The sequence below is a fragment of the Agarivorans sp. genome (assembly GCF_050295395.1).
GTDB lineage: Bacteria > Pseudomonadota > Gammaproteobacteria > Enterobacterales > Celerinatantimonadaceae > Agarivorans.
On sequence record NZ_JBNKPP010000102.1, the window covers coordinates 1 to 22142 of the forward strand.

Below are 22142 nucleotides of genomic sequence, written 5' to 3' on the forward strand. Positions count from 1 at the left end.
GGTGTTGTTTTTTATGGTGCATTTGATTCAGTGGGGGGCGAGAAAAGTCGGTTTTAGCCGTCCCGATGAAATAGCGGCGGTGTTTTGTGGCAGTAAAAAAACCTTGGCGGCAGGGGTGCCTATGGCGAAGGTGATTTTTGCCGCCGATCCCGCCTTGGGCATGATATTGCTTCCGATTATGCTGTATCACCCGATCCAGATTTTTTATTGCGCGCTATTGGCGAATCGCTATGCGGCCGAAGCCTCCTTCACGCCCGAGCAACAACGCCAAGCGTGATTTAAACACTTCATCAATAAACGGGGCGAATACTGAGTGATTCGCCCCTTTTTATTTGCTTAGATGATTTCACCGTTACTGGCGATGACTTGTTGATACCAGCTAAAACTTTGTTTTTTAGCGCGGCTAAAGTCACCGCTGCCATCATCATGTTTATCGACGTAAATAAAGCCATAACGTTTCATGTACTCACCAGTGGTGAAAGAAACGCAGTCTATGCAGCCCCAAGGGGTGTAGCCCATTACTTCTACGCCATCGAGGGTGACGGCTTTTTTCATTTCGGCAATATGGCGGCTTAAATATTCAATGCGGTAATCGTCGTTAATGGTTTTACCTGGCTCAATCTTGTCTACTGCACCAAAGCCGTTCTCTACGATGAAAATCGGTTTTTCGTAACGCTCATAGAGTTCAGCGAGAGCATAACGCAGCCCTACCGGGTCGATTTGCCAACCCCATTCAGAGGCGGCTAAATGCGGATTTAAGCGGCTGGCACCAAACAAGGGATTGATTTCGTCTGTAGGAGGCACGGCATCAACAATGTTGGTCATGTAGTAACTAATGGCGAGGTAGTCGGCACAGCCCGCCTGTAGGATCTCGGCATCACCTTCGGCCATGTCTACTTGAATGCCTTTGCGTTGCCATTCTTTTTCGATGTAGCGAGGGTAGTGACCACGCACTTGAACATCACTGAATAGGTATTTCTCGCGCATCGATTGTTGCGCTTGAATCATGTCTTCTGGCTTACAAGTGGCAGGGTACAGCGGCATCATGTGGATCATGCTGCCAATTTTCATCTCGGGGTTGATGTCGTGGCCAATTTTTACGGCCAGAGCGCTGGCGACAAACTGGTGGTGGAATACCTGATACATGACCTGTTCTGGATGCTCAAATTCAGTGTAATTCATCCCCGAATTACAGTATCCAAACAAGGGGTTTTTCCAGTTACGTTGGTTGTTAATTTCGTTGAAGGTGATCCAGTATTTCACTTTGTTTTGGTAGCGCTCAAATACGCAGCGGCTGAAGTTAACAAAGAAATCGATCAATTTACGGTTATGCCAGCCACCGTAGTGTTTTACTAGGTGCAGCGGCATTTCAAAGTGAGACAGGGTGATCACCGGCTCGATGTTGTACTTTAATAGTTCATCGAATAGGTCATCATAAAATTGCAGCCCGGCTTCATTGGGGCTGGTTTCGTCACCATTAGGGAAAATGCGGGTCCAAGCAATGGAGGTACGAAAACATTTGAAACCCATCTCGGCAAACAGGGCTACGTCTTCTTTGTAGTGCGAGTAAAAATCAACGGCTTCATGGTTGGGGTACATCACGTCGTCTTGCACGCCATCGGTAATGATGCGGTCTACGCCGTGGGCGCCTTTTGACAGCACATCGACAATGCTAACTCCCTTGCCATCTTTATTCCATGCGCCTTCTACTTGGTGGGCTGCTACTGCTCCGCCCCATAAGAAGTCTTTGGGAAGTTTGTTAGTAGTTTCCATCTTGGGCCTCAATATCATTATTCTGTTTAGATATTAGTCGACGCTAATAACTGTTTTATATGCGTTTAGTAAAACACCTCAATGTTTATTTAAAACATTGAGCCACTTGGTGTTGGTCGACAAATACTCGCTAATAGGGCCCGGATGTTTGTGTTAAATGGCTAGCAAGGGCTGAAGTAAGCCATTTAACATTAGCGTTAAGCGTTTACTTATAAAATCAGCTGCTGCGCTAGATTTTTTCCACAACATATTGTCACGACTACTGGAGACTAAGCTTACCGGGCTGAGTCATCTGCGACTGCCACGAGTAATAACCGATCTACTGTCGTATGACTAGCGCTAACCTTTATTTCTTGTGGTGAAATCTTGCTTTATTGAACTGGCGCAAACTATCAGTTCATATTTTTTGTTGGTTTTTATTTGCTATTTTCATGCAGTGATTTTTACCCCTTTAGGGTTAAAGTTTTTTGTGTTTTATGCTGCATTTTCTCTAGGTTTTAGTGTTTTATTTAATACCTAGAGTTTCTGTAAGCTAGACTTAGCATAATGGGTAAGAATTTGACTTGGTAGCAGTATCTTGTCAGTCGAGAGTTAGGGGGTGTCGCCATATCATGAGACGACTAAGAGTGCTAGTTCTGACTTTGTTTTACGCGTTACTACCCGTTGCTGAGGCTGCGACTAGAGTCATTACCGTAGACGAACCTCCCAGTGCTTATTTAGACGACGATGGGGGTGTGAGCGGCTATGTTGTCGACATTGTTCGTGCCATGCATGGTTACATGGGAAAACCGCTTGAGATAGAAGTATTGCCAGAGGCAAGAGCCTTAAAAACCGCCTTGGTGAACGACAATGTAGCCATATTCTCTTTTACCAAAACGGCTGAGCGAGACAAACACTTGCAGTGGATTGGTCCGGTGATGCATAAAAGCTGGTATGTGATTGTGCGCAGCGATAGCTACTTTGATAGTAATCAATTAGAAGATTTTGGCTCGATAGGCGTAGTGAGAGGCGATATTCGAGCCAGATGGGTGGAGCAACAGGGTTTAAGTAATTACAAACTGGCAGCTAACCATCAGCAAAACCTGCGTTTTCTAGAAAAAGGCCGAGTTGACGCCATTGTTTATAATCTCAGTGGCACGCATATTTTGAGTAAAGAACTGGGCATTGCCGAAGGCAGTTTTAAAAATGTCTCGTTTATTAAAACTTCACCGGTGTATATTGGTTTGTCTAAAAACTTTGAGGATTACGCGCAATGGCAGCAGGCCTTTGAGGCGATTCGCGATAATGGTGAGCTAGCCACCATTAACGCGTATTGGTTAGATAAGTTGATTGGTGAGGGCATTTTGAGCCATCAACGTGATCATGTGTTATCGATAGATTGATCCGGTCTAAAAACACCCTTAGGGTTTTTAGACCGATAGCGAGTTAAGGTTTTTGACTTAATACCGCATCAATATCTTGGGCACTATGCCGTTCTGGCACTTGCTCCCATGGTTCGCCCCAACTGCGGTTTACCATGCAGCCGCGCTGTACTGCGGTGCGCTGCTCCACTTGCTTAGCCCAGCGTAATACATGCGTATAGCTAGTAACATCTAAAAACTCAGCTGCATCGTAAAGCTTTCCTAGCACCAAATTGCCGTACCACGGCCAAATTGCGATGTCGGCAATTGAATAGTGCTCGCCGGCAATATAGGGATGCTGGGCCAGTTGTTTGTCTAATACATCGAGCTGGCGTTTGGTTTCCATGGCAAAACGGTTAATCGGGTACTCGAATTTCTCTGGTGCGTAGGCGTAAAAATGGCCAAAACCACCCCCCAAGTAGGGAGCCGAGCCTTGTAACCAAAATAACCAATTTATCACTTCGGTTTTGGCTGCCCCTTGCTTGGGTAAGAAGTGACCAAATTTTTCTGCTAGGTATAGCAAAATCGCACCCGATTCAAACACGCGAACGGCGGGCTCTTCCGACTTATCCAGCAAGGCGGGGATTTTGGAATTGGGGTTAATGTCAACAAATCCAGAGGAAAACTGATCGCCCTCGCCAATGTTAATCATGTAAGCATCATATTCGGCTTCGCTAATGCCAAGCTGTAATAATTCTTCCAACATAATGGTGACTTTCTGCCCGTTGGGCGTGGCCATCGAATGTAGTTGCAAGGGGTTTGAGCCTACCGGGAGGGTTTGTTGGTGGCGGGCACCTGAGTCTGGCCGATTGATACTGGCCCACTGGCCGCCATTTTCGGTATCCATGGTCCACACCTTAGGTGGAATATATTCGTTAGTCATCGATCTTCCTTTGCTATGGGTGCTACTTATTTAGATATAAGGGCGAATGTGGCGAATAAAAGCGCAACTGCGCATTTATTTTTACTTGTTAAAGTTAAGTTTAGAGCAAAGCCCTAACCAATTAACTCGCCAAGGGTTTGGTTGATGTAGAGAGTGTAGCCCGCTCCTTGCTGTAGTGAAGGAGCGGGCTGTTGCTAGGGGCTGTTAAGCTAGCTAGGTGGTAGCTTATTTAGCGTGTTGTTTAACGCTAAACAGCAGTGCCGGTAGCACGGTAAGGCTATAGAGTAGTAAGAAGCCAATGGCGATGCTAAGCAAGAAACCAATGCTATACATTCCTCGGTGCTCGGCAAACAATAGTGAGCCAAAGGTAGCCATAGTAGTTAAGGAGCTAAGAATTGCCGCCTTAGGGGTGGAAGACTGATAAAATGCTCGTACCGAGGCCACCGAGCGAAAGCGTTCAACTATGTGGATCCCGTTATCCACGCCTAAACCAAAGATCAGTGGAATCACGATAATATTGGCCATGTTTAGTGCCATGCCTGTCCAGTGAGCCACCGCCATGGTAGAGAGCACCGCCAATAGTAAGGGAATAAAGGTTAATAACACATCGCGTTTGTGGCGCAGGGCAAATAACAGCACTAAACAAATCAAGCCAAATGAATAGCTGCTGGCTTGAATGAAAGCTTGAATAATAATTTTACCCACTTGTTGCTCGGCTACTGGACGTCCGGTGGCGTTAGGGGCAATCGCTTGTACCGCTTTTATGAATTGGTCGAGTTGATCTACCTCGCGCATATCACCCGAAGGATAAGCCACCACCAATAGCTGCTGTTCATTTTTATAACGCCGAACGAGCTCTTCAGGCATTGTGTCTATGCTTGCTGCTGGCGCTTGCTGTAGCTGTTGTAACTGATGTTGCATGTTAGCGATTGGCTTGATAGCGGCTTGGTAAAGCAGTTGATAAAAGTCTTGCTCACTGCTGTGCTGCAAGGCCATTTGGGCTTGTGGGCTTAGCGTTTTGGATTGAGCTAACTGATTTTGTAGCTGTGGCCAACTGCTGGGCGCAGCAGGCGGAATGCTCGCTTGAGCTAAACTGTTGGCCAATTGCGCTGACTTTTGCTCACGCTGAGCGGGTAAAAAGGAGTTGATGGAGACCACATTACTGACTTCAGAAAGCTGACTGAGTTGCTGCTGCCACTGGGTGGCTTGTTGTTGGCTAGTGGCCAACATCATCATTTGATAGCTTGAAGTTAAGCCTTGGCTTTGAATTTCCTCTAACGTTTGCACCGATTCAGACTGCTTGGATTTAAGCGCTAGAGTGGAAAAATCAAAGCTCATTTGGCTCGCGCCATAGGCAGAGATAGCAACTATCACAGCGCTAATACTCAGCACTAATTTATGATGAGCTACCAGCCAGTATTGTCCATCGGGCTGAATTTTGACTGTCTGACTAGGCTTGGCACTGGGGTAGCCAAATAACCAGAAAAATACCGGTATAACGCTAAAGGTGGCGAGTAAACCCATGAACATGCCGCCAGCAGAAATAATGCCTAGTTCTGCCAAGCCTGTATATGCGGTAGGGTAGAAGCCAAGAAAGCCCAGTGCCGAGGTGAGAGCACATAAACTCAATGGCGATAGGGTTCCGCGTAGCGCCGCCCGTAAGCTTTTCATATTATCCGCGTATTTAGCCTGTTCTTCTCTAAGTCGTAGACAAAAGTGAATAGCAAAATCGACCCCAAGCCCAATAAACATGACTAAAAAGACGATGGAAATGGTGTTGTAAGAACCAACCAACCACAGCCCGAGAGCGAGAGTCCAAACTAGGCCAACCAATACCGCGCTGTAACTGGCCAGAATGATCCGCAAGGAGCGAATGCCAAAGCCCAGTACCACTACTAAACCAATCAAAGACATGCTGCCAGCCAACTTAACACTTTGGTTGGCGTCATTTATCTCGTCAAAATCCAAGGCGGTTTGGCCGGTTATGCGTATGCTGAGCTCGCTTTGTTCACTGTACGGAGCGATCACCTGTTGAGCACGCTGCATAATGTAACGATTGGGCTGTTTTTGGTTTTGCTGGGGTTGCGCCTGTAGGGTAATGAGTTGATAAACCTTGGCGGCTGGCTCGGGCATCAGCACCGCCAACCAATCGATTGTAGGTACGGCGTTTGTTTGCTGCTGTTTCTCGGCTACCTGATTAAGCGCTTTTATTAGCAAGCTTGCAGCGGGTTGGTCATTCTGCTCGATGGCTTGGTTGAGTTGCGCCAGCCATTGTTGGGCGGCCGCTTCGTGGCTTAACTGCTCAGCTTGCATCACTGCTTGTAAGTGGGGCATTAGGGCGGCTAAATTGGCATTAAAGGTGGTAAACTCATCGTCGGGTAAAAACCATAGGCTTTGCTGTTTAAACCAATCGAGGCTAGTGGGAGCAAAGACATCGTTAAATATCGGCTCTGCTTTAAAGTCTTGGACTAAACGCTCGGTGAGCTCTTGCACCTGTTGGCGCTGCTCGCCAGCAATGACAATCACCAAGGTATTGTCGGTATCACCAAATGCTTGACTGGTTTTTACTAAATTATCCTTCCATGGAGCCTCTTGCTTAACCAAACGATCAAGATCTGAATTCACCGCAAAATTGGCTTTGCTGTAAACCAGAGCGAAGTAAGTTAACAGTATGATTAGCACAGCAGCCAGCGCAAATGGCCAGCCCTGCTTAGAAAAAATAGGATGCTTCACGAATAATTTTTAGCTTTTAAAAAACAGCCCAACAGTATACTCCGACGTGAGCAAAAAATGAAAAAACACGCAATAAAACTAGGGCTTTCGGCCACTTAAAGTACAGGGTTTTAGGCTATGGCTTGGCTGATTTAACTTGCTGAAGTTGTCCAAGCAGCTCTTCTAAAGGCGTCTGTTGCAGGTTTTCTTTTAGACTGCGACGCATTTTTTGGCCGTTGAGGATAAGCTCTTGTTGCCATAGATAACGCATTTTCAGCACTTCCCTTAGCAAAGGGACAAAGGGTGAGAGGGCTTGCCAACGCCACCAGGCGAAATGAGTGCAACGTAATTCTCGGCCGGTTGCAGCAAAAGCGCGCTGCCAATCGGCTTGGCTAAGTACTAAACCGGGATCATGCCACTGTTCAAAATGAGCTTGCTGTTGTTCTAGCAGGTGTACGCTATTGGCGCATAAATCGGGTAAGTAGGACCAATAATGGCGGTGTTCGGGCGAGTGGGGGAAGGCCATCTGAAAGTGCAGCTGGCGTGGTTTTAGTAGCAGATCGAGCCAAGTGAAATGGGTATTCGGCCCAATGAAGTCGCCGGCTCTAACAATGGTGATTTGTGCTCCTTGTTGGCTGGCCTTTAACAAACGCTGCTCCATGGCGATCCTGAGCTTGCCTTTGTCGGTGACGGCTAGCATGGTCTGCGACTCGTTGATGGCTCGCGAACTGGGGCTAAAGTTATACACATTGCCGGGAAAAAGCAGTTTCAACCCTTGTCGCTCGGCCACTTTTACGCTGGGTTCTAATAGCCTTAAGGCGTCCCGATGCCAATGTTGGTAGGCCGGATTTAAACCATACACTATCAAATCAACCTGTTGCGCCGCCTTAGCTACATCATTTTGCCGATAGGCATCGCCCACCACTATTTGTTGTTGGCTTAACCAGCTAGGGGCTTTATTGGGCTGGCGCAACAACGCCTTAATTTGCCAGCCGGCTTGTTTTAAGGCTAAGGCCATTTGTAGGCCAAAGTTTCCGCTTATTCCCAGTATTAATGCGCTTTTCATGTTGGTTCCTCCCTTGGACAAGCCTATTTTATGATTCATAATTAAATAGTGAATGGCAGATTTTTATCTTTGGGTATACAAAAATGAATAAAGAGAGTTGGCAAGGTTGGCAGTACTTTCTGGCGATAGCTCAACATGGCAGTTTGAGTTCAGCCGCTCAACAGTTAAAGGTGTCTCAACCCACCTTAAGTCGGCAATTGCAGGCTTTGGAGCAGCGCTTAGGTCATTGTTTGTTTAATCGCAGTACTCAGGGTTTATGCTTGACCGAGTTCGGCTTAAGCCTATTAGAAGAATGTCAAAGTATGCAGGCCAGTGCCGAGCGTTTGCAACGTATAGCTGCCGGGCAGCAGACTAGTTTACAAGGCTCAGTTCGCTTAGCGGTGAATGAGTTACTGGCCCTATATTATTTGCCTAAAGTTTTACCCGCTTTTATGCGAGCCTATCCACAGCTTTCTTTAGAGGTGGTGGTGAGCAATCGAGCCAGTAATTTGGATAAGCGTGATGCCGATGTGGCGATCCGTATGTTTGAGCCGCGTCAGCTGGATTTGCTGTGCCGAAAAATCTATTCCTTACCACTAGGCTTTTTTGCTAGCAAAGCATACTTGGAGCAATATGGACGGCCGAAAGACTTAGCGGCTTTATTTGAGCATCGCGTGCTGGGGTATGACCGAGACCCCCAATTTGAAGAGGGGGCGCGTCAGCTAGGGTACGAGATAAAAAACCACCAGTTTTTGTTTCGTTGTGACTTTCTTCCTTTGCAGCTGGAGTTAGCCAAGCAAGGAGGCGGTATTGTGGCGACTCATCAAACGCTTGCCCAACAAGCTGGCTTAGAAGCGCTTGTTCTGGATGCTAAATTACCTGATTTACCGATTTACTTAGTGTGTCATCGGGATGTTCAGTACAACAAAAAAATACGGGTATTAATGGACTTTCTGGCAGACAAGTTAAGCGACTTATTTAATGGCTCTGGCGATCAGGCTTGACTGGTGAGGCTGCCGATGGCGCTAGTTCATCGGCAACTCACAGCGGCTTAGTGGCAACAGCGTTTGCCTGAGTGATGGCCGTGCTGCCTTCCTTTATGGCAACGATGTTGCTCTGCGGAATGACTGTTTTGCTGGCAACAGCTTTGGTGTTGCTGGCCAGATTCGGCTTTTTTGGCATGCTGTATCGATGGGCGCCCTTGGCTTGGCTCGCTGAGCTGCTGCATGGGACTGCTGAGCAGTAACTCTAAGGGCCGAATTTGATTCACTTGAAATACTTTAAGACCGGCGTCGAGCAGTTTGCCCAGTAGGCGCTCGCCAATGTTTTTCATTATCACGGCTTCTACCTTCATGCTTTGCAAATACTGCACTATCGCGCTTTTGTCGTGGCAAGAGGCATCGGCCTGTGCTGCGGGATTATCGACGCTGGCGAGCAGACTATTGTTATGGTCAATGAATGAAAATTGCTCTGCTTTGGTAAAATGTTGGCATAAATGCCCTTGTTTGCTGGGGATGGCATAAATCATAGGTTTTGTTCCTTATCATCAAATAGTAAGGCGCCACCTTCAATAAGGCTGGCAGCGACTTTGTATCTAGCTTGATTCACGATGTTGCCAAAGGTTTGCCGCGATATGGCCATTTGCTCGGCCGCTTGTTGCTGACTCATGTTGAGGTAGTCAGCTAAACGTAGAGCTTCTAGTTCTTCTGGTAAAATGCTTATTTTTTTCAGCTTACTTAATGGCACGCCATTGGGTTTAAAACAGTGGTGTGCTGCGCTTCCGCAGATGCGACGGCCTTTCTTTGGTCTTGGCATAGTGACTCCTTATTAACACTTTTACCTTATAACAATAATTGGCATATGCCAATTATTTCTATTAATTATTTTTGGCATATGCTATTAATGGTTGAGCAAGTTAAGGAAATCATATGCAAAATTTTTCTCCAGAAAGTCACAAAAGCTGCATGGTGTGTGGCGATCCGCGTTTCAATCCTCAATCATTAGGCTTGAGTTTTCATGCGCTAAATCAACATCAGCTAAGCGCTGAGCTCGCTTTGGGTGAGCAATATCAGGGTTATCAAGGGATGTTGCATGGTGGAATGATCAGCACCCTATTAGATGCGGCCATGGTGCATCAGCTGTTTCGCATGGGTATACAAGCCTATACCGCCGAGCTAAAGGTACGTTTTGTTAGGCCAATAGCGCTAGGAAGTATGATGAGTTTGAGCGCCGAACTGTTAAGTGAGCGCCGCGGCGTTTATTGTTTGTCTGGTCAAATCGAGGTAGCTGGTGAGCTGGCGGCAAAAGCGCAGGCTAAGTTTATTTGCGCCGCCAGTTAAGCGAAGGCAGTTGCCTTCGCTTATCGCTTTAGCCAAAGTGCTGAATTAACGCTAGATAGACCGGAATGCCCACCAATACGTTGAAGGGAAAGCTAATCGCCAGTGACGAGGTAATTGAAATGCTGGCGTTGGCTTTAGGTAGTGCTACCGCAAAGGCGGCCGGTACCGCGATGTAGGAGGCGCTACTGCCTAATACCGCGAGCAGGAAGATACCGCCATTGGAGAAACCCAGCAGCTGACCCAGCAGTCCGCCTAAGATCCCGCCCAGTACCGACATGCTGATGCCAAAGCTGAGTAAAAAGGCACTTTGCTTACGAATATCACCAATGCGTTCGGCGGCGACTCGTCCCATTTCGAGTAGGAATAAGGCTAATATGCCATGGAATAGTTCACCAAAAAATGGCATTACTGAGCTGGCGCGCTCGCCTGCCCAAGCTCCAATGGCCAGTCCTCCCAGCAATAAAACGACGCCTTTGTTAAGCAGGGCTTCAATTAATACTGGTTTTAGTTCTGATAGGCGAATGCCGCGTTTGGCCATTAAGATGCCAACGATGATGGCTGGGACTTCGAGTAAGGCCACAAATAGGGCGAAATAGGCTTCGTAATCTAAACCGAAAGATTGCGCATAAGCTACCGCTACTGCGTAGGTGGCAACACTTACCGAACCATAGTGAGCTGCTGTAGCGGCTGCATCTAAGCGTGACCAACCGCCAATGTAATATAAAATCGGGAAGGCCAATAAGGGTAGACTGGCACCAAATATTACCACCCCGATAGATTGTGGGATAACATCTAGTGAGCCGTAGGCGCTTAACGCGATACCGCCTTTCAGGCCAATGGCTAACAGCAAAAATACCAGACAGCTTTGGTATAAGCCGCTAGGCAGTTTAAGATCGCTGTTAAGTAATTTGGCGACCGCACCCAATACGAAAAAGCCAACAACAATATCAATTTGCATGGTTACTTCCCGCTTTGGCTAGAAGCAGAGACTAGATGCTGATTAAACAGGTGTTGGCGTGCCGGTTTGGCTGAGCGAAGCGTACCCTTGATGTAAGCTGCGCCATTAATGCTACACAGCCCTAGACCCACCAATAATAGGCTGGGTCCAATCAAGCCCGCTTGCCAAGCGCTAGCGCCTGCACCGCCCAGTAGTAAGCCGCTGCTTAAACCGAAAATCAATTGAGCTTTAGACATTTACTTCTCTCCCTTAGTTGAATACGCCGAGATTATGTGATCTATATCAAATAGATAAAACTAGATAATAATTATATAATTCATAGATGATTATCTATTATTGGTACTAGACAAATGCTCAATGCTTATCGCTCACACCGCCATATTGGCAGCGTGAGGCAACTAGAATTACTGGTGGTAGTGTATGAACAGGGCAGTATTACCAAAGCGGCACAGTTGTTACATTTAACTCAGCCTACGGTATCAATGCAGTTAACTAAGCTGGCACAAACCCTGGGGTTGGAACTGTATTACAGCTCAGGAAAAACTTTACGTTTTACCCAAGCGGGTATGCTGGTGGTGGAAGAAGCCCGTGAGATCTTGCGGCGTTTTGAGTATTTAAATATTCGCCTGGATAAGCTTAAAGGGGTGCAAACAGGCGAGTTGTCTTTGGCGGTGGTGACCACCGCGCAGTACTTCATTCCTCACTTGGTGGGGGAGTTTTCTGAGCAGTTTCCTGAGCTAAATATCACCTTTAAGGTAGGGAACCGCGCTCAAACTATTGAGCGAAGTGTAGCCGATGAAGACGACTTCTATGTATTTAGTCATCCACCTGAAGATCCCGATTTAGAGCTTATCGACTTCTTACCCAACCGCCTGCTGGCCATTGCTCCAGAGCGTCATCCGCTAACCCAGCAAACCGCCATTTCTTTAGCTGAATTTTCGCGCTATCCCTTTTTGATGCGAGAAACAGGCTCGGGCACCGAACATGCGGTAAGCGATTTTTTGGCGGAGCACCAGATTACTCCCAATGTACGCATGACTATTGAGAGTAATGAGGCGATTAAGCACGCGGTGATTTCGGGTTTAGGGGTGTCGATTTTATCGGAGCATACCCTGAGTTACGGCGGACTCTCTGGTTTGAGTGTACTTTCGGTAGAGCATCTGCCGATCCAAACCCAGTGGTATTTAGTCCGGCGAAAATCGCGGCCAATGTCACCGATTGCCGAGCGTTTCTTAAGCTATGTTAAACAGCAGGGCTCTCAGTTATTCACTAGCGATCAACAATTTGTTGTTTCTTAGCGAAAATTAAACAACTCGCGGTGAAAATGCCGTAAATCGTAGTCATTTTGCTGTAAGTGTTGCTGTATGCTTTTGCCAAACGGAACCGGACCGCAGAAATAAATCTCTCGGCTGAATAAATCGGGCACTTCTTGTTGAAGTTGGCTAAAGCTCAAGCAGTCCTGCACCGTGTTATCGATCAGTTTAAAATCGACCTGAGCGTTGTGAGCCTGTACTTGTAGTTGCTTAACAAAGTTGGCATCTGCGCCTTCACAACAGAAATACAAGCAGGCAGGGGGCGGATTAGCCGTGTTGGCTCGCTGTTGTAAGATGGCGGTAAAGGCGGCAATACCCGCACCCGCCGCTAACCATAATTGTGGGCTTTTCTCAGAAAAATTAAAGTTACCGTAGGGGCCTTCTATAGACAGTGCTTGGCCTTGAACTAAGCGAGCTTTCAATTGGCCAGTGAAGTCGCCTAGCTCTTTAATTAAGAAGCGTAAAGGCTGCGTAGAGGGAGCCGAGGCAATGGTAAAGGGATGCGGTTCTTCTCCGGCAAAGCGCAAAAAGGCGAATTGACCGCTGTGGTGACCCGGCCAGTGGGGCACCTTGATACGCAGATCTAGCAACTGACTTTTTTCTAGGTAACTAAATTTGGCGACTTCTGCCTTATGTTGTTTGCTTTTACCAATTCGGCCAAACAAACTGTATAAGGCGGCCACTACTCCCAACCATATCAACATTAGGCTTACCAAGGTAATAGAATAGGGCCAATAGCTGTGTTTGATGAGGATGCTGGAGTGAAAGGCAATGGCCAAATAAGCCACTGCCATTAACTTGTGAGAATAACGAAAGCTTTTATAGCGAACCATGCCTAATAAGGCTATTGCGGCCAGTACCACAAAAGCATAAAAGGTATATTCACCCACTTGTTCGGCCAAGGGACGCAGCGGTTTGATTAAGGCATAAAAACTGTCGGGATTGCGCGGGCCGATACCTTTAATGGGAGGATCTAATAAACCCGCTTTGACGAGTTGTTTAGGAATAATTGCCAATAACCAGTGCACCGAGCCTAATGTAACGGCGGCAATGCCCAGATATTTGTGAATGCGGTAAGAGCGGTCTAAGCCCTGAGTAAGTTGTTCGATAAAGGGTAAGCGCAAAGCCAAAAGCAGGCATAGGCTCATTAAGCCTACGGTGAGCATGCCACTATATTGCACCAGAGCGGCACGCCATTGATAAAAATCTGTGCTAGAAAACAACGCTGGCTCTGCTGCTAGCCACAGCGTTGTTATCAATACGACCAGCGTTGCAATTAGCCAATTAAACTTAGCCATTTTTTTGCCCCTATAGTGTTTGCTTATTTAAGTATAAGAGCCGTAAGGTCGGTTTAAGTAAAGGGCGTGTAAAGTAGTGTAAATACTCAGTGCGGGCAGAGGGCGCGGCGCATAAAACGAGGGGAATTAAAAAAGGTAGAGCGGTAAACTCTACCTTTGGCCAGTTATTCCGGTTTGCGTTTACCGGTCATAAATTCTTCAAGAATTTCCGGGGTTAATTCTCCGGCTTCTTCTAAGCGTTTTAGCTCGGCTACAACTTTTTTCTGTTCCTCAATTGAAGGAACTGGTAGCTCGGGCTCTTGCTTAATTCCTTCGGGAATTTGCAGATTATCTAACATGTTTGAGTCTCGTTAATGTTGCTTACTTGGCTAAGTATACCAACAAATGATGCAAGGATTGAGGCTTAAGATCAAAGCGCAGGGGTGGCCTTGAGTTATTGCTAGTGTGACAAATAAAGTTTAGCGGGAAAGGCACAGCCTAAGCTGTACCTTGCAAGAGAGTTTAGCTACGGCTGGTAATTTCCAGCAAGTGATAACCAAATTGGGTTTTCACTGGGCCATGCACGGTATTTAAGGCTTCATTAAATACCACAGTATCAAATTCGGGCACCATATCACCTTGATTAAACTCGCCTAACTCACCACCATTGGCACCAGAAGGGCAGTTGGAGTATTGCTTAGCGATGTCGGTAAATGCAGCGCCTTGTTCAATCTGCTGTTTAAGCTCTAAACATTGTTGTTCGCTGTCTACTAGAATGTGGCGCGCGCTTGCTCTTGGCATAAGATGTCCTCTATTGATTGTCGCAATATAAACTGAGTCGCAGTGATTACGGCCCAGCCTGAACAGCAAATGTAGAGGGTGGGGCTTTGGCTGTCAAATATCGCTAGCTAGCTCGGTGATAAGGGCATGGTTCAGACAAAAAAAGGCCGCTCATATAATGAGCGGCAAACTATGGAAGTAAAGGCTAATGCTTATAACGCTTCTATTAGGATTAATCCTTCGCTGCCAGCATCAAAGCTTACGCTGCCGTTGCTAACAATGGCGATAGAGCCATCATAGGCGTTGCGTACGCTGCTGCCGTCGTCGAAGTAACTGTCTACGTTCACGTTAACGGTACCTGTTCCGTCAACCACTACCACTACCTTGTTCACTTCGCCAGAGATTGGGTTAGTCCAAGTACGGGCAAAGGCTTGGCCGCTAGACTGGCCAGTTAGGGTGAAGTGCTGACCAGCACCTACGGCTGGGTTGTCGTGGCGGAATTGACCGACTTTTTGCCAGTGTTGGTGAACACTGTTACCGGCTTTGTTCCAGTCGATGCTTGAACGGCTGCCTTGGTCAGCATCAGAGCCGCCATCGCCATTTACTCGGCCTAGTTCATCGCCGTAGAAGACTTGTACACCACCTGGAAGTAGTAACAAGGCTGTACCAGCACGTTTTTGGCGATTATCGTCGCCGTTGTAGAACACCGAACCAGTATCGTGGCTAGAAATATAGCTGAGCACATTCCAATCGCTAGAGCTGTTAACTTGATTCGCATAACTGGAAAATTGATTCATCATGGTATTGGTGTCATTGACCATACCGTCGATCAACCCCTTGAAGCTGAAGTTAATTACCGAATCAAAGTTGGCAGTAGTGTGAATATCCGATTGACCTACACCGTGGTCCCAAACTTCCGCAGTTGACCAGAATTCGTCAGTCCAGTCGGCACCAGGAAGATCGGGGTTATTTTGACGCCATTCATTAAGCGCAGCAGTAGCTTGTTGGTTGAGGTAGGCCCAGTTGTCGTAAGTGACGTGTTTGGCTGTATCCACACGGAAGCCGTCGATGCCGTAGTCACGCACGTATTGTACTAACCATTCGGTGATCCAATCACGAACGCGTTTATTGCCGTTCGCTTGGTAGTCACTTAAGTAACCCTGTCCAAAAGTGGCTTTATTGGCTAGGAAGGTGGGAATACCTACCGCTTGAGTCGACTCGGTTTTAAAGTCAGGTAGGTAGGCCAAACACTTGGTTAGGTCATCACCACCACAGGCGTCATAGCCGGGTAAACCCACACGGATCCAGTCTTTACCCCACCAGTTCAACCATAGGTTTTCGTCGCCGTTATAGTTGATGAAGTCATGGTAACCAAACCAGTTGCCGCCGTTGCTTGGCGTCCAGCCAGAAGAGGTGGAAGCAGAACCGTAGTTAAACTCCTCCATGTCTTTTAGGGTATTGTAACCGGCGTGGTTCATTACCACGTCCATCACTACGCGAATGCCTTGGCTATGTGCTTTGTCTACAAAGGCCTTGAATTCAGCAGGGGTACCCATGTTGGCATCAAGGTTGGTGTAGTCTTGCACGTAGTAACCGTGGTAGGCGTAATGAGCAAAGTCACCATCGCTGCCGCCGCCAACAAAGCCGTGGGCTTGTTCGTAAGGCGCGGTGATCCAAATGGCATTAATACCTAAATCACTGAAGTAACCTTCGTCTAGTTTTTGGCTTAAACCAGCGATGTCACCACCGTGGAAGGTACCGATGTTTTTACCGGTTGCATCAACACTAGGGCGGCCGTAAGAGTTGTTATTACTTGGGTTGCCGTCGTTGAAACGGTCAGTAATTACAAAGTAAACGCTGGCGTTGTCCCAAGTAAAGTTAGAGGCTGCGGGTTGCTCTACTTTGGTTAGGCTGAAACATTGGCTAGCATTGCTGGTGGCATTCTCTGCGTAGAGGCACACTTGTAGCGATTCGCCAACGGCTAGATTGCTACCTACTGTGATGCTGTCACCGTCGCTAAAGGCGGTGCCATTAACCGGGTCGCTACCATCAAGAGTGTAGCTACCTCCAGTCACATCATCACCAGCTGCATTTAGAGTAATGCTAACTTGATCGGTCCAGAAGGTAGTAATGCTTGGGTTGATACTGACACTGGCATCGTTAGATGGAAGGTCACAGCTATCCTGCCAGCTTTGGCTACTAATGGTGTAACAGCCATCTTTATCACGGAATAAGTCTTCAGTTTGGCTGCCGCCCTGGTTGCTGAAGATGATGCTGCTTGAGTCGCTGTTTGCAAAGACAAACTCGTACCAGTCTTCGCCAAGTGGGCTCATGTTATCGCCCGGCCATGCTGTGTCGTCTTCAGAGCCAGCAGGTAGTGCATCCCAGTGGTGAATTGATGGGTTCCAGTCACTTGGTGCTTTCAACCAAACGGTAAAGCCCGTTTCTGGTACCTCAATTTTATTGTAGGTGAAGGTTTGAGTGACAGAACCTTGAGCGTTCTCTACATAAACCTGTAGCTCTACAAACTCACCAATGGCGAGTTCACTACCAATGCTAATCACATCGCCGTTATTAAAAGCGATAGCGTCAGTAGTGGCGGCGGTGCTTAGGGTGTATTCGGCGGTAGTGACGTTTTCGCCGTTGTAGCTTAGCGTTACATCGATGCTGTCGCTGCTAAAGTCACTGCTACCGGGGCTAACGGCAAGCTCAGGTTTAAGCGGAATCAGCACTTCTTCAGCTGTAATGGCTTTAGATGATGCGTTGAAGCTAATGCTGTAGTTGGTATGGTCGTTAACTTGGAAGTCTTGGCTTGGGTAGTTTTCGCCCCAGCTGCCATCTTCAGAACAAGCCGCTACCTTAAAGCGTGCTGGGCTTTCTTCGCCAGCAAAGGCTTGAGTAAGGGTATATAAACCAGAGCCTGAATCTAGACGTAGTGGGGTTTGTCCCCAGCCATTGGGTGTGCCACGGAAACACCATACGGGGGCTTCTTCACCAGCTACGGTGATGTCTACGCTAGCGATGTCGCTGCTGGCGCCTTCGTTATCGGTGACTTGTAGCGTGATAGTTTGGCTAGTCTCGAAACTAACCGTGATGGTCTCACTGGTTTCTCCAGTGCTCCAGCTATAGCTAGCGATGCTGCCATCGGCGTCACTTGAGCCGGACGCTGAGAAGGTGATACTGGTTCCCGCTTCTACCGTTTGGGCGGTGCTAGGAGAGATCACCGCTATTGGGGCTTGATTACTGTCACAACTGGCCACCGAGCTAAGCTCAATATATTTGCTGTCGCTGTAGAAGGTGATTAGATAGCTGCCGCTAGATACACGGTAATCAGAGTTTGGGTAAGCTTCTTGCCAATTACCCCAGCGGTCAATTTTAAAACGAGGGTCGTTGCTGCCGAAGGTTTGGCAGGTTTCGAATTGGGTACTGGAGACTTGCTCCATTGCGGTGGTTTGCCAACCATTTGGTGTGCCACGGAATTCCCATTCTGCCTGAGCAGACAATGAGGCCGTCAACAAACCAAGTAACACTACCTTGTTCATTGCATTTCCTTATCGAATGTTAGTTGTACTAGTTGTTGGTCTAGTTATTAGCTGTTAGCCAAAATAACTCTTGCGGTTATTTACTGAGCGACCATACAAGCTCTGGGGAAAAAATAGACAAGAAAGTGATAAAACTGAGTAGCCTATCAAATCTTTATTACGGTTTTGTGATTGAAAAGGATTTCATGTTTTTTGTCATATTATTACATAAATTATCTTTCTTAAATGTAAGTAATAGCTTTGGTTTTTAGTATAAAACTCTGATTTTCGTTGTTTGTGGCGTGTGCGTTGAACGCTAGGAGAGGAATGGTTTAGACCAACTAGTTGTGCTTAGTACCGCGCTTGTGGGCAGCGTATTGGCGGGCTGAGAACTTTGCGCAGGGTAACAATATGTCAACATTAGTTTATTTTTTTCTACATTTTGCTGGTTAAAAACTATTATTTAAATTATCGATAATAATAAGGTAAATGGATATGCCAGTAATATTAGATGAAGAAGTATTGTACGACCAAAATGCTCAGTTGGTCTCAACTACCGATTTACAAGGGGATATTACCTACGCCAATGATGAATTTTGTAGGATCGCCGGCTATTCATTGGAAGAGTTGTTAGGCCAACACCACAATATCGTTCGCCATCCAGAGATGCCCAAAGCCGCCTTTGCCGACTTATGGTCAAAACTCAAAGCCGGTGAAGCTTGGCGAGGTATGGTAAAGAATCGTTGTAAAGACGGCCGTTATTACTGGGTTGATGCCTATGTTACGCCACTTTATGAAGAAGGGCGGCATATTGGTTATCAATCGGTGAGGGTGGCACCTAAGGCCGAGCATAAACAGCGTGCTGAATTAATTTACAGCAAGCTAAATCGAGGCAAGCCGATTGACCCTGCGTGGCGGGCCAGACGGGTGCGCAGTAGCCTATCTGCAGTATTGTTGTTGGCCGGTTTGTGGGGTGCGGTGACTCACCTTGAGGGTTTTGAAATCCTTTATGCGCTGCTGTTTTTTGTTGGCTTGTTTGCGCTTAATTACAATGAGCTGATTAGTACGCCAGTCAATCTTAGCAAGATGCGAAAGTCATTTGACAGCCCCAGCCGCTACATTTATGAGGGGGCAGAACCCTTTGACGTGGCGCGTTTTCATATTGGCTTATTAGAGGCCAGAATTAAAACCATATTAGGCCGAACCGCCGATTCCACTAAGCGCTTACAGGTGTTGTCTAACGAATTGGCGTCTATTTCTATTACCACCAGTAAAGCCGTTGATGTCGAAACCGTTGAGCTAGAGCAGCTATCCGCTGCGATTCACCAGATGTCGATGACGGCTTCAGAAATCAGTAGTTCAACGGTACAGGCCACCGAGAAAGTGGGGGCCACGCAATCGCATTGTCGGCAAACGCAAGAGAACATGGAAGAAACCAAGCAGCAGGTACAGGCTTTGTCTTCCGATGTTCAGCAGGCAGAACATTTAGCTCACGAGCTAACCGAAGATGCAGATGGGATCGCTAAGGTGATGGGAGAAATCCAAGGCATTGCCGACCAAACCAATTTATTAGCATTAAATGCGGCGATTGAAGCGGCGCGAGCTGGAGAGCAAGGTAGGGGCTTTTCGGTGGTCGCCGATGAAGTGAGAGCCTTGTCAAATCGAACCCACCAAGCTACTCGCTTAATTGAGCAGTCAGTACAAAAGATGCAGCAAAGCTTGGCATCATGGGCCGACAGAATGAAATCGAGCCGCGAGCAGGCTGAAAGTTGTTTTGATACGGCGAACCGCAGTACTGAGTTGGTGGAGGAAATTTCTGCGATGATGAATGAGCTATTAGATGTCTCCACTACAATTTCGGTGGCCGCCGAGCAGCAATCGGTGGTGAGCTCTAACATTTCAGAAAATGTCGCGAGGATTAGCCAGTTGAGTCAGGAAACTCGGCAACACGCTAACGAGTTACAAAGCAGTAGTACCGAGTTAGCTAAAAAATCCGACGACATTGCCTCTTTATCGGATATGTTTGCTTAGGCTTCGGCGACGTAACTGTTAATGCTTACGCTGGCTGCTTGGTCGCGCAGCGTAATCAATTGCTGGTAGTCGTGGCTGTGAAACCAGCGATTTAGCTGTTCAGCGCTGCTAAATTCAATCACTACGCTGTCACTCAGGTCGGCATGTCCGGCTAATGCCTGTTTAAACTGGCCGCGCACCAGTACTTTGGCCTCAAAGGCTTGTAAGGATGAAGCTACTCCTGCGACATATTGATTCCACAAGGCGCGGTCTTTTACTTTGACTTGACCGATGATATACGCCGACATAAATACCTCCTGAAAGAGCAACATTTTATGCTTTGCTGATATTGTTATAGTTGTTAAATTTAAGTAATAACATAGTGTTTTTCTAGGTGTCTTATATACTTTTGGTTATGCAGCAATCAAATCTCGCTCTGGTATTAGCCGGTCCCATTCTTCGCCATATTAGCTCCCAGCGCGTTGCTATATGGTTAGCTTGTTCAGAAGCGGTAGAGCTTAGCCTAAGGCTTCATTTCTTGGATAAAACCCTGCCGCTTGAAGGCGATTCTCTGGCTAAGCAATGCCAAACCATCGTGGCGGGAGAGCAACTTTACTACTACCTGGTCGACATTCAGCTGGAAGAGGAGCTGCCAACCGACACATGGATTAGCTATGATCTGCAGTTAAGCCCGCGAGGGCAGAGCCAGTCATTGGGTTGGCAGCAATGGGCGCCACAATTAACCTACCCCTCGCGTGATTTACCCGGTTTTGTTATTTGCAGCAAGATCAAGCGGATGCTGCATGGCTCGTGTCGTAAACCCCATCATCCCAGTGACGATGGTTTAGTGGCGGCCGATGCTTGGTTGGCCAATTTAGACCTTGAGCAGTGGCCTAGCCTATTGATGATGAGTGGCGATCAGGTCTACGCCGATGATGTCGCTACACCTATGTTGGTGGCAATACACCGCTTGCTTGAGCGTTTGGCCTTAGCCAATGAAAGCTTTGAGGCCAGCCAACTCGACTCCAGTGAGGCGCTGCATCAACAGGGTTACTATTTGTCTAGGCAGACGCTTTTACCTAAAAAGGGGGCCGAGCAGGCAGCGAAAAAGGCCCTGTTTAGTGGGGTGAGAAAACCTATTTTTACCTCAGACCATGCGAATAACCATCTCATTTCCTTAGCGGAAATGTTAGCCATGTATTTGTTGGTATGGTCTCCCAGTGGTTGGCAAGACTTAGATATGAGCCCGCCGGAAGAGTTAGCTCTGGATGAGTTGGATGAATACTTACAGCAGCGTGAAATACTGGAGCGCTTTATTCAGGGCCTAGCCAAAGTGCAACGTTTAATGGCTCATTTGCCCTGCGCCATGATGTTCGATGATCACGACGTTACCGATGACTGGAATCTCAGTGCTGCTTGGGAGTTAAGTGCTTATGGTCATCCCTTTTCCAAGCGGATCATTGGTAATGCCATGGTGGCTTATTTTCTTTGTCAGGGCTGGGGTAACGCCCCTGATAATTTTCCAGCAGAGCTAATTGAGGACTTGCAGCTGAGTTTAGCAAAGCCGGGTGGGGATGAGCATCAGCGTTTAATTGAGCTCTTGCTGTCCCATTCACAGTGGCATTATCGTTGGGATACTCAGCCTGTGCTGTTGGTACTGGATACGCGTACTCACCGTTGGCGTTCGGAACGCAATCTTGATTCGCCATCGGGCTTGATGGATTGGGAGGCGCTATGCGAGTTACAACAGCAAATGATAGGCCTTGACTCGGTTATCTTGGTTTCACCTGCGCCGATGTTTGGGGTAAAACTGATTGAAGTGATTCAGCGTATCTTTACTTGGCTGGGTAAACCCTTGCTGGTGGACGCGGAAAATTGGATGGCCCATCCGGGAGCCGCCAATAGCGTGCTAAATATGTTTCGCCACGGTAAAACCCCGCAGCATTTTGTGATCCTCTCTGGGGATGTGCATTATTCCTTTGTCTATCAAATTCAATTGCACCAACGACAGCAGGGATCGGATATTTGGCAAATCACCAGCAGTGGTATTAAGAACCAATTTCCGAGCTCTTTGCTTCAATCCCTAGATAAATTAAATCGTTGGTTGTACTCGCCTAAATCGCCGTTGAAT

Annotated in this window: 20 protein-coding genes; 7 read left to right on the forward strand and 13 right to left on the reverse strand. The window is 47.3% G+C overall.

The features are described 5' to 3' along the window. Positions 1-277 (forward strand): bile acid:sodium symporter (locus tag ACQY6Q_RS06355; RefSeq protein ID WP_427979228.1); only part of this gene is annotated, 277 nt, incomplete at its 5' end. Between the two features lie 59 nt (positions 278-336). On the opposite strand, the gene ACQY6Q_RS06360 is transcribed toward ACQY6Q_RS06355, so the two are convergent. Beyond that, positions 337-1773, reverse strand: a complete 1437-nt coding sequence (locus tag ACQY6Q_RS06360; protein WP_427979230.1) for a 6-phospho-beta-glucosidase — start codon at positions 1771-1773, stop codon at positions 337-339. 611 nt (positions 1774-2384) lie between these two features. On the opposite strand from ACQY6Q_RS06360, the gene ACQY6Q_RS06365 reads away from it, so the two are divergent. Continuing rightward, on the forward strand, positions 2385-3155 hold the full coding sequence (locus ACQY6Q_RS06365; RefSeq protein ID WP_427979233.1) for a substrate-binding periplasmic protein: 771 nt from the start codon (positions 2385-2387) through the stop codon (positions 3153-3155). Between the two features lie 43 nt (positions 3156-3198). Here the strand turns inward: ACQY6Q_RS06365 and yghU are convergent, their stop codons facing one another. From yghU to ACQY6Q_RS06380, 3 genes are all read right to left on the reverse strand, one after another. Continuing rightward, entirely contained in the window at positions 3199-4056 is an 858-nt protein-coding gene (yghU, locus tag ACQY6Q_RS06370; RefSeq protein WP_427979236.1) for a glutathione-dependent disulfide-bond oxidoreductase, read from the reverse strand. 225 nt (positions 4057-4281) lie between these two features. Continuing rightward, positions 4282-6789, reverse strand: a complete 2508-nt coding sequence (locus ACQY6Q_RS06375; protein ID WP_427979238.1) for an MMPL family transporter — start codon at positions 6787-6789, stop codon at positions 4282-4284. A gap of 115 nt (positions 6790-6904) precedes the next feature. Continuing rightward, positions 6905-7834, reverse strand: coding sequence for an NAD(P)H-binding protein (locus ACQY6Q_RS06380; RefSeq protein ID WP_427979241.1), 930 nt, complete (start codon positions 7832-7834; stop codon positions 6905-6907). Positions 7835-7917: 83 nt separating this feature from the next. On the opposite strand from ACQY6Q_RS06380, the gene ACQY6Q_RS06385 reads away from it, so the two are divergent. Further along, positions 7918-8817, forward strand: a complete 900-nt coding sequence (locus ACQY6Q_RS06385; RefSeq protein WP_427979244.1) for a LysR family transcriptional regulator — start codon at positions 7918-7920, stop codon at positions 8815-8817. Positions 8818-8864: 47 nt separating this feature from the next. Here the strand turns inward: ACQY6Q_RS06385 and ACQY6Q_RS06390 are convergent, their stop codons facing one another. Continuing rightward, entirely contained in the window at positions 8865-9341 is a 477-nt protein-coding gene (locus ACQY6Q_RS06390) for a NifB/NifX family molybdenum-iron cluster-binding protein (protein WP_427979246.1), read from the reverse strand. Next, positions 9338-9628: a DUF134 domain-containing protein gene (locus ACQY6Q_RS06395; RefSeq protein ID WP_055732591.1), complete on the reverse strand. Its 291-nt coding sequence runs from the start codon at positions 9626-9628 to the stop codon at positions 9338-9340. Before ACQY6Q_RS06395 ends, ACQY6Q_RS06390 begins: the two co-directional genes overlap by 4 nt. 113 nt (positions 9629-9741) lie before the next feature. Between ACQY6Q_RS06395 and ACQY6Q_RS06400 the strand changes: the two genes are divergently transcribed. Beyond that, positions 9742-10152, forward strand: coding sequence for a PaaI family thioesterase (locus ACQY6Q_RS06400; protein ID WP_427979249.1), 411 nt, complete (start codon positions 9742-9744; stop codon positions 10150-10152). Between the two features lie 28 nt (positions 10153-10180). Here ACQY6Q_RS06400 and ACQY6Q_RS06405 read toward each other — a convergent pair whose 3' ends face one another. Then, positions 10181-11110 (reverse strand): sodium-dependent bicarbonate transport family permease, encoded by a 930-nt coding sequence (locus ACQY6Q_RS06405; protein ID WP_427979252.1) that lies wholly within the window; start codon positions 11108-11110, stop codon positions 10181-10183. A gap of 2 nt (positions 11111-11112) precedes the next feature. Continuing rightward, the gene (locus ACQY6Q_RS06410) at positions 11113-11346 is read right to left on the reverse strand and encodes a hypothetical protein (RefSeq protein WP_055732588.1); all 234 of its coding nucleotides are present in this window, start codon (positions 11344-11346) and stop codon (positions 11113-11115) included. Between the two features lie 114 nt (positions 11347-11460). Here ACQY6Q_RS06410 and ACQY6Q_RS06415 point away from each other — a divergent pair, with 114 nt between their 5' ends. After that, complete coding sequence (locus ACQY6Q_RS06415; protein ID WP_427979255.1) at positions 11461-12408, forward strand: LysR family transcriptional regulator; 948 nt, start codon at positions 11461-11463, stop codon at positions 12406-12408. On the opposite strand, the gene ACQY6Q_RS06420 is transcribed toward ACQY6Q_RS06415, so the two are convergent. The 4 genes from ACQY6Q_RS06420 to ACQY6Q_RS06435 form a co-directional block, all read right to left on the reverse strand. Beyond that, on the reverse strand, positions 12405-13721 hold the full coding sequence (locus tag ACQY6Q_RS06420) for a ferredoxin reductase family protein (protein ID WP_427979258.1): 1317 nt from the start codon (positions 13719-13721) through the stop codon (positions 12405-12407). The two genes, ACQY6Q_RS06415 and ACQY6Q_RS06420, sit on opposite strands and share 4 nt — an antisense overlap. Positions 13722-13885: 164 nt before the next feature. Then, positions 13886-14059 carry a hypothetical protein gene (locus ACQY6Q_RS06425; RefSeq protein ID WP_055732585.1) on the reverse strand — a complete coding sequence of 58 codons (174 nt, stop codon included), beginning with the start codon at positions 14057-14059 and terminating at the stop codon, positions 13886-13888. A gap of 163 nt (positions 14060-14222) precedes the next feature. Continuing rightward, positions 14223-14501: a peptidylprolyl isomerase gene (locus tag ACQY6Q_RS06430; protein WP_055732584.1), complete on the reverse strand. Its 279-nt coding sequence runs from the start codon at positions 14499-14501 to the stop codon at positions 14223-14225. Positions 14502-14692: 191 nt separating this feature from the next. After that, positions 14693-18022 (reverse strand): alpha-amylase family glycosyl hydrolase, encoded by a 3330-nt coding sequence (locus tag ACQY6Q_RS06435; protein ID WP_427979262.1) that lies wholly within the window; start codon positions 18020-18022, stop codon positions 14693-14695. 474 nt (positions 18023-18496) lie between these two features. Between ACQY6Q_RS06435 and ACQY6Q_RS06440 the strand changes: the two genes are divergently transcribed. After that, positions 18497-20032: a methyl-accepting chemotaxis protein gene (locus ACQY6Q_RS06440; protein ID WP_427979265.1), complete on the forward strand. Its 1536-nt coding sequence runs from the start codon at positions 18497-18499 to the stop codon at positions 20030-20032. On the opposite strand, the gene ACQY6Q_RS06445 is transcribed toward ACQY6Q_RS06440, so the two are convergent. Beyond that, complete coding sequence (locus ACQY6Q_RS06445; RefSeq protein WP_427979268.1) at positions 20029-20319, reverse strand: DUF1330 domain-containing protein; 291 nt, start codon at positions 20317-20319, stop codon at positions 20029-20031. The genes ACQY6Q_RS06440 and ACQY6Q_RS06445 overlap by 4 nt on opposite strands. Positions 20320-20405: 86 nt before the next feature. Here ACQY6Q_RS06445 and ACQY6Q_RS06450 point away from each other — a divergent pair. Then, on the forward strand, positions 20406-22142 hold a 1737-nt coding region (locus tag ACQY6Q_RS06450), incomplete at its 3' end, for an alkaline phosphatase D family protein (RefSeq protein ID WP_427979270.1).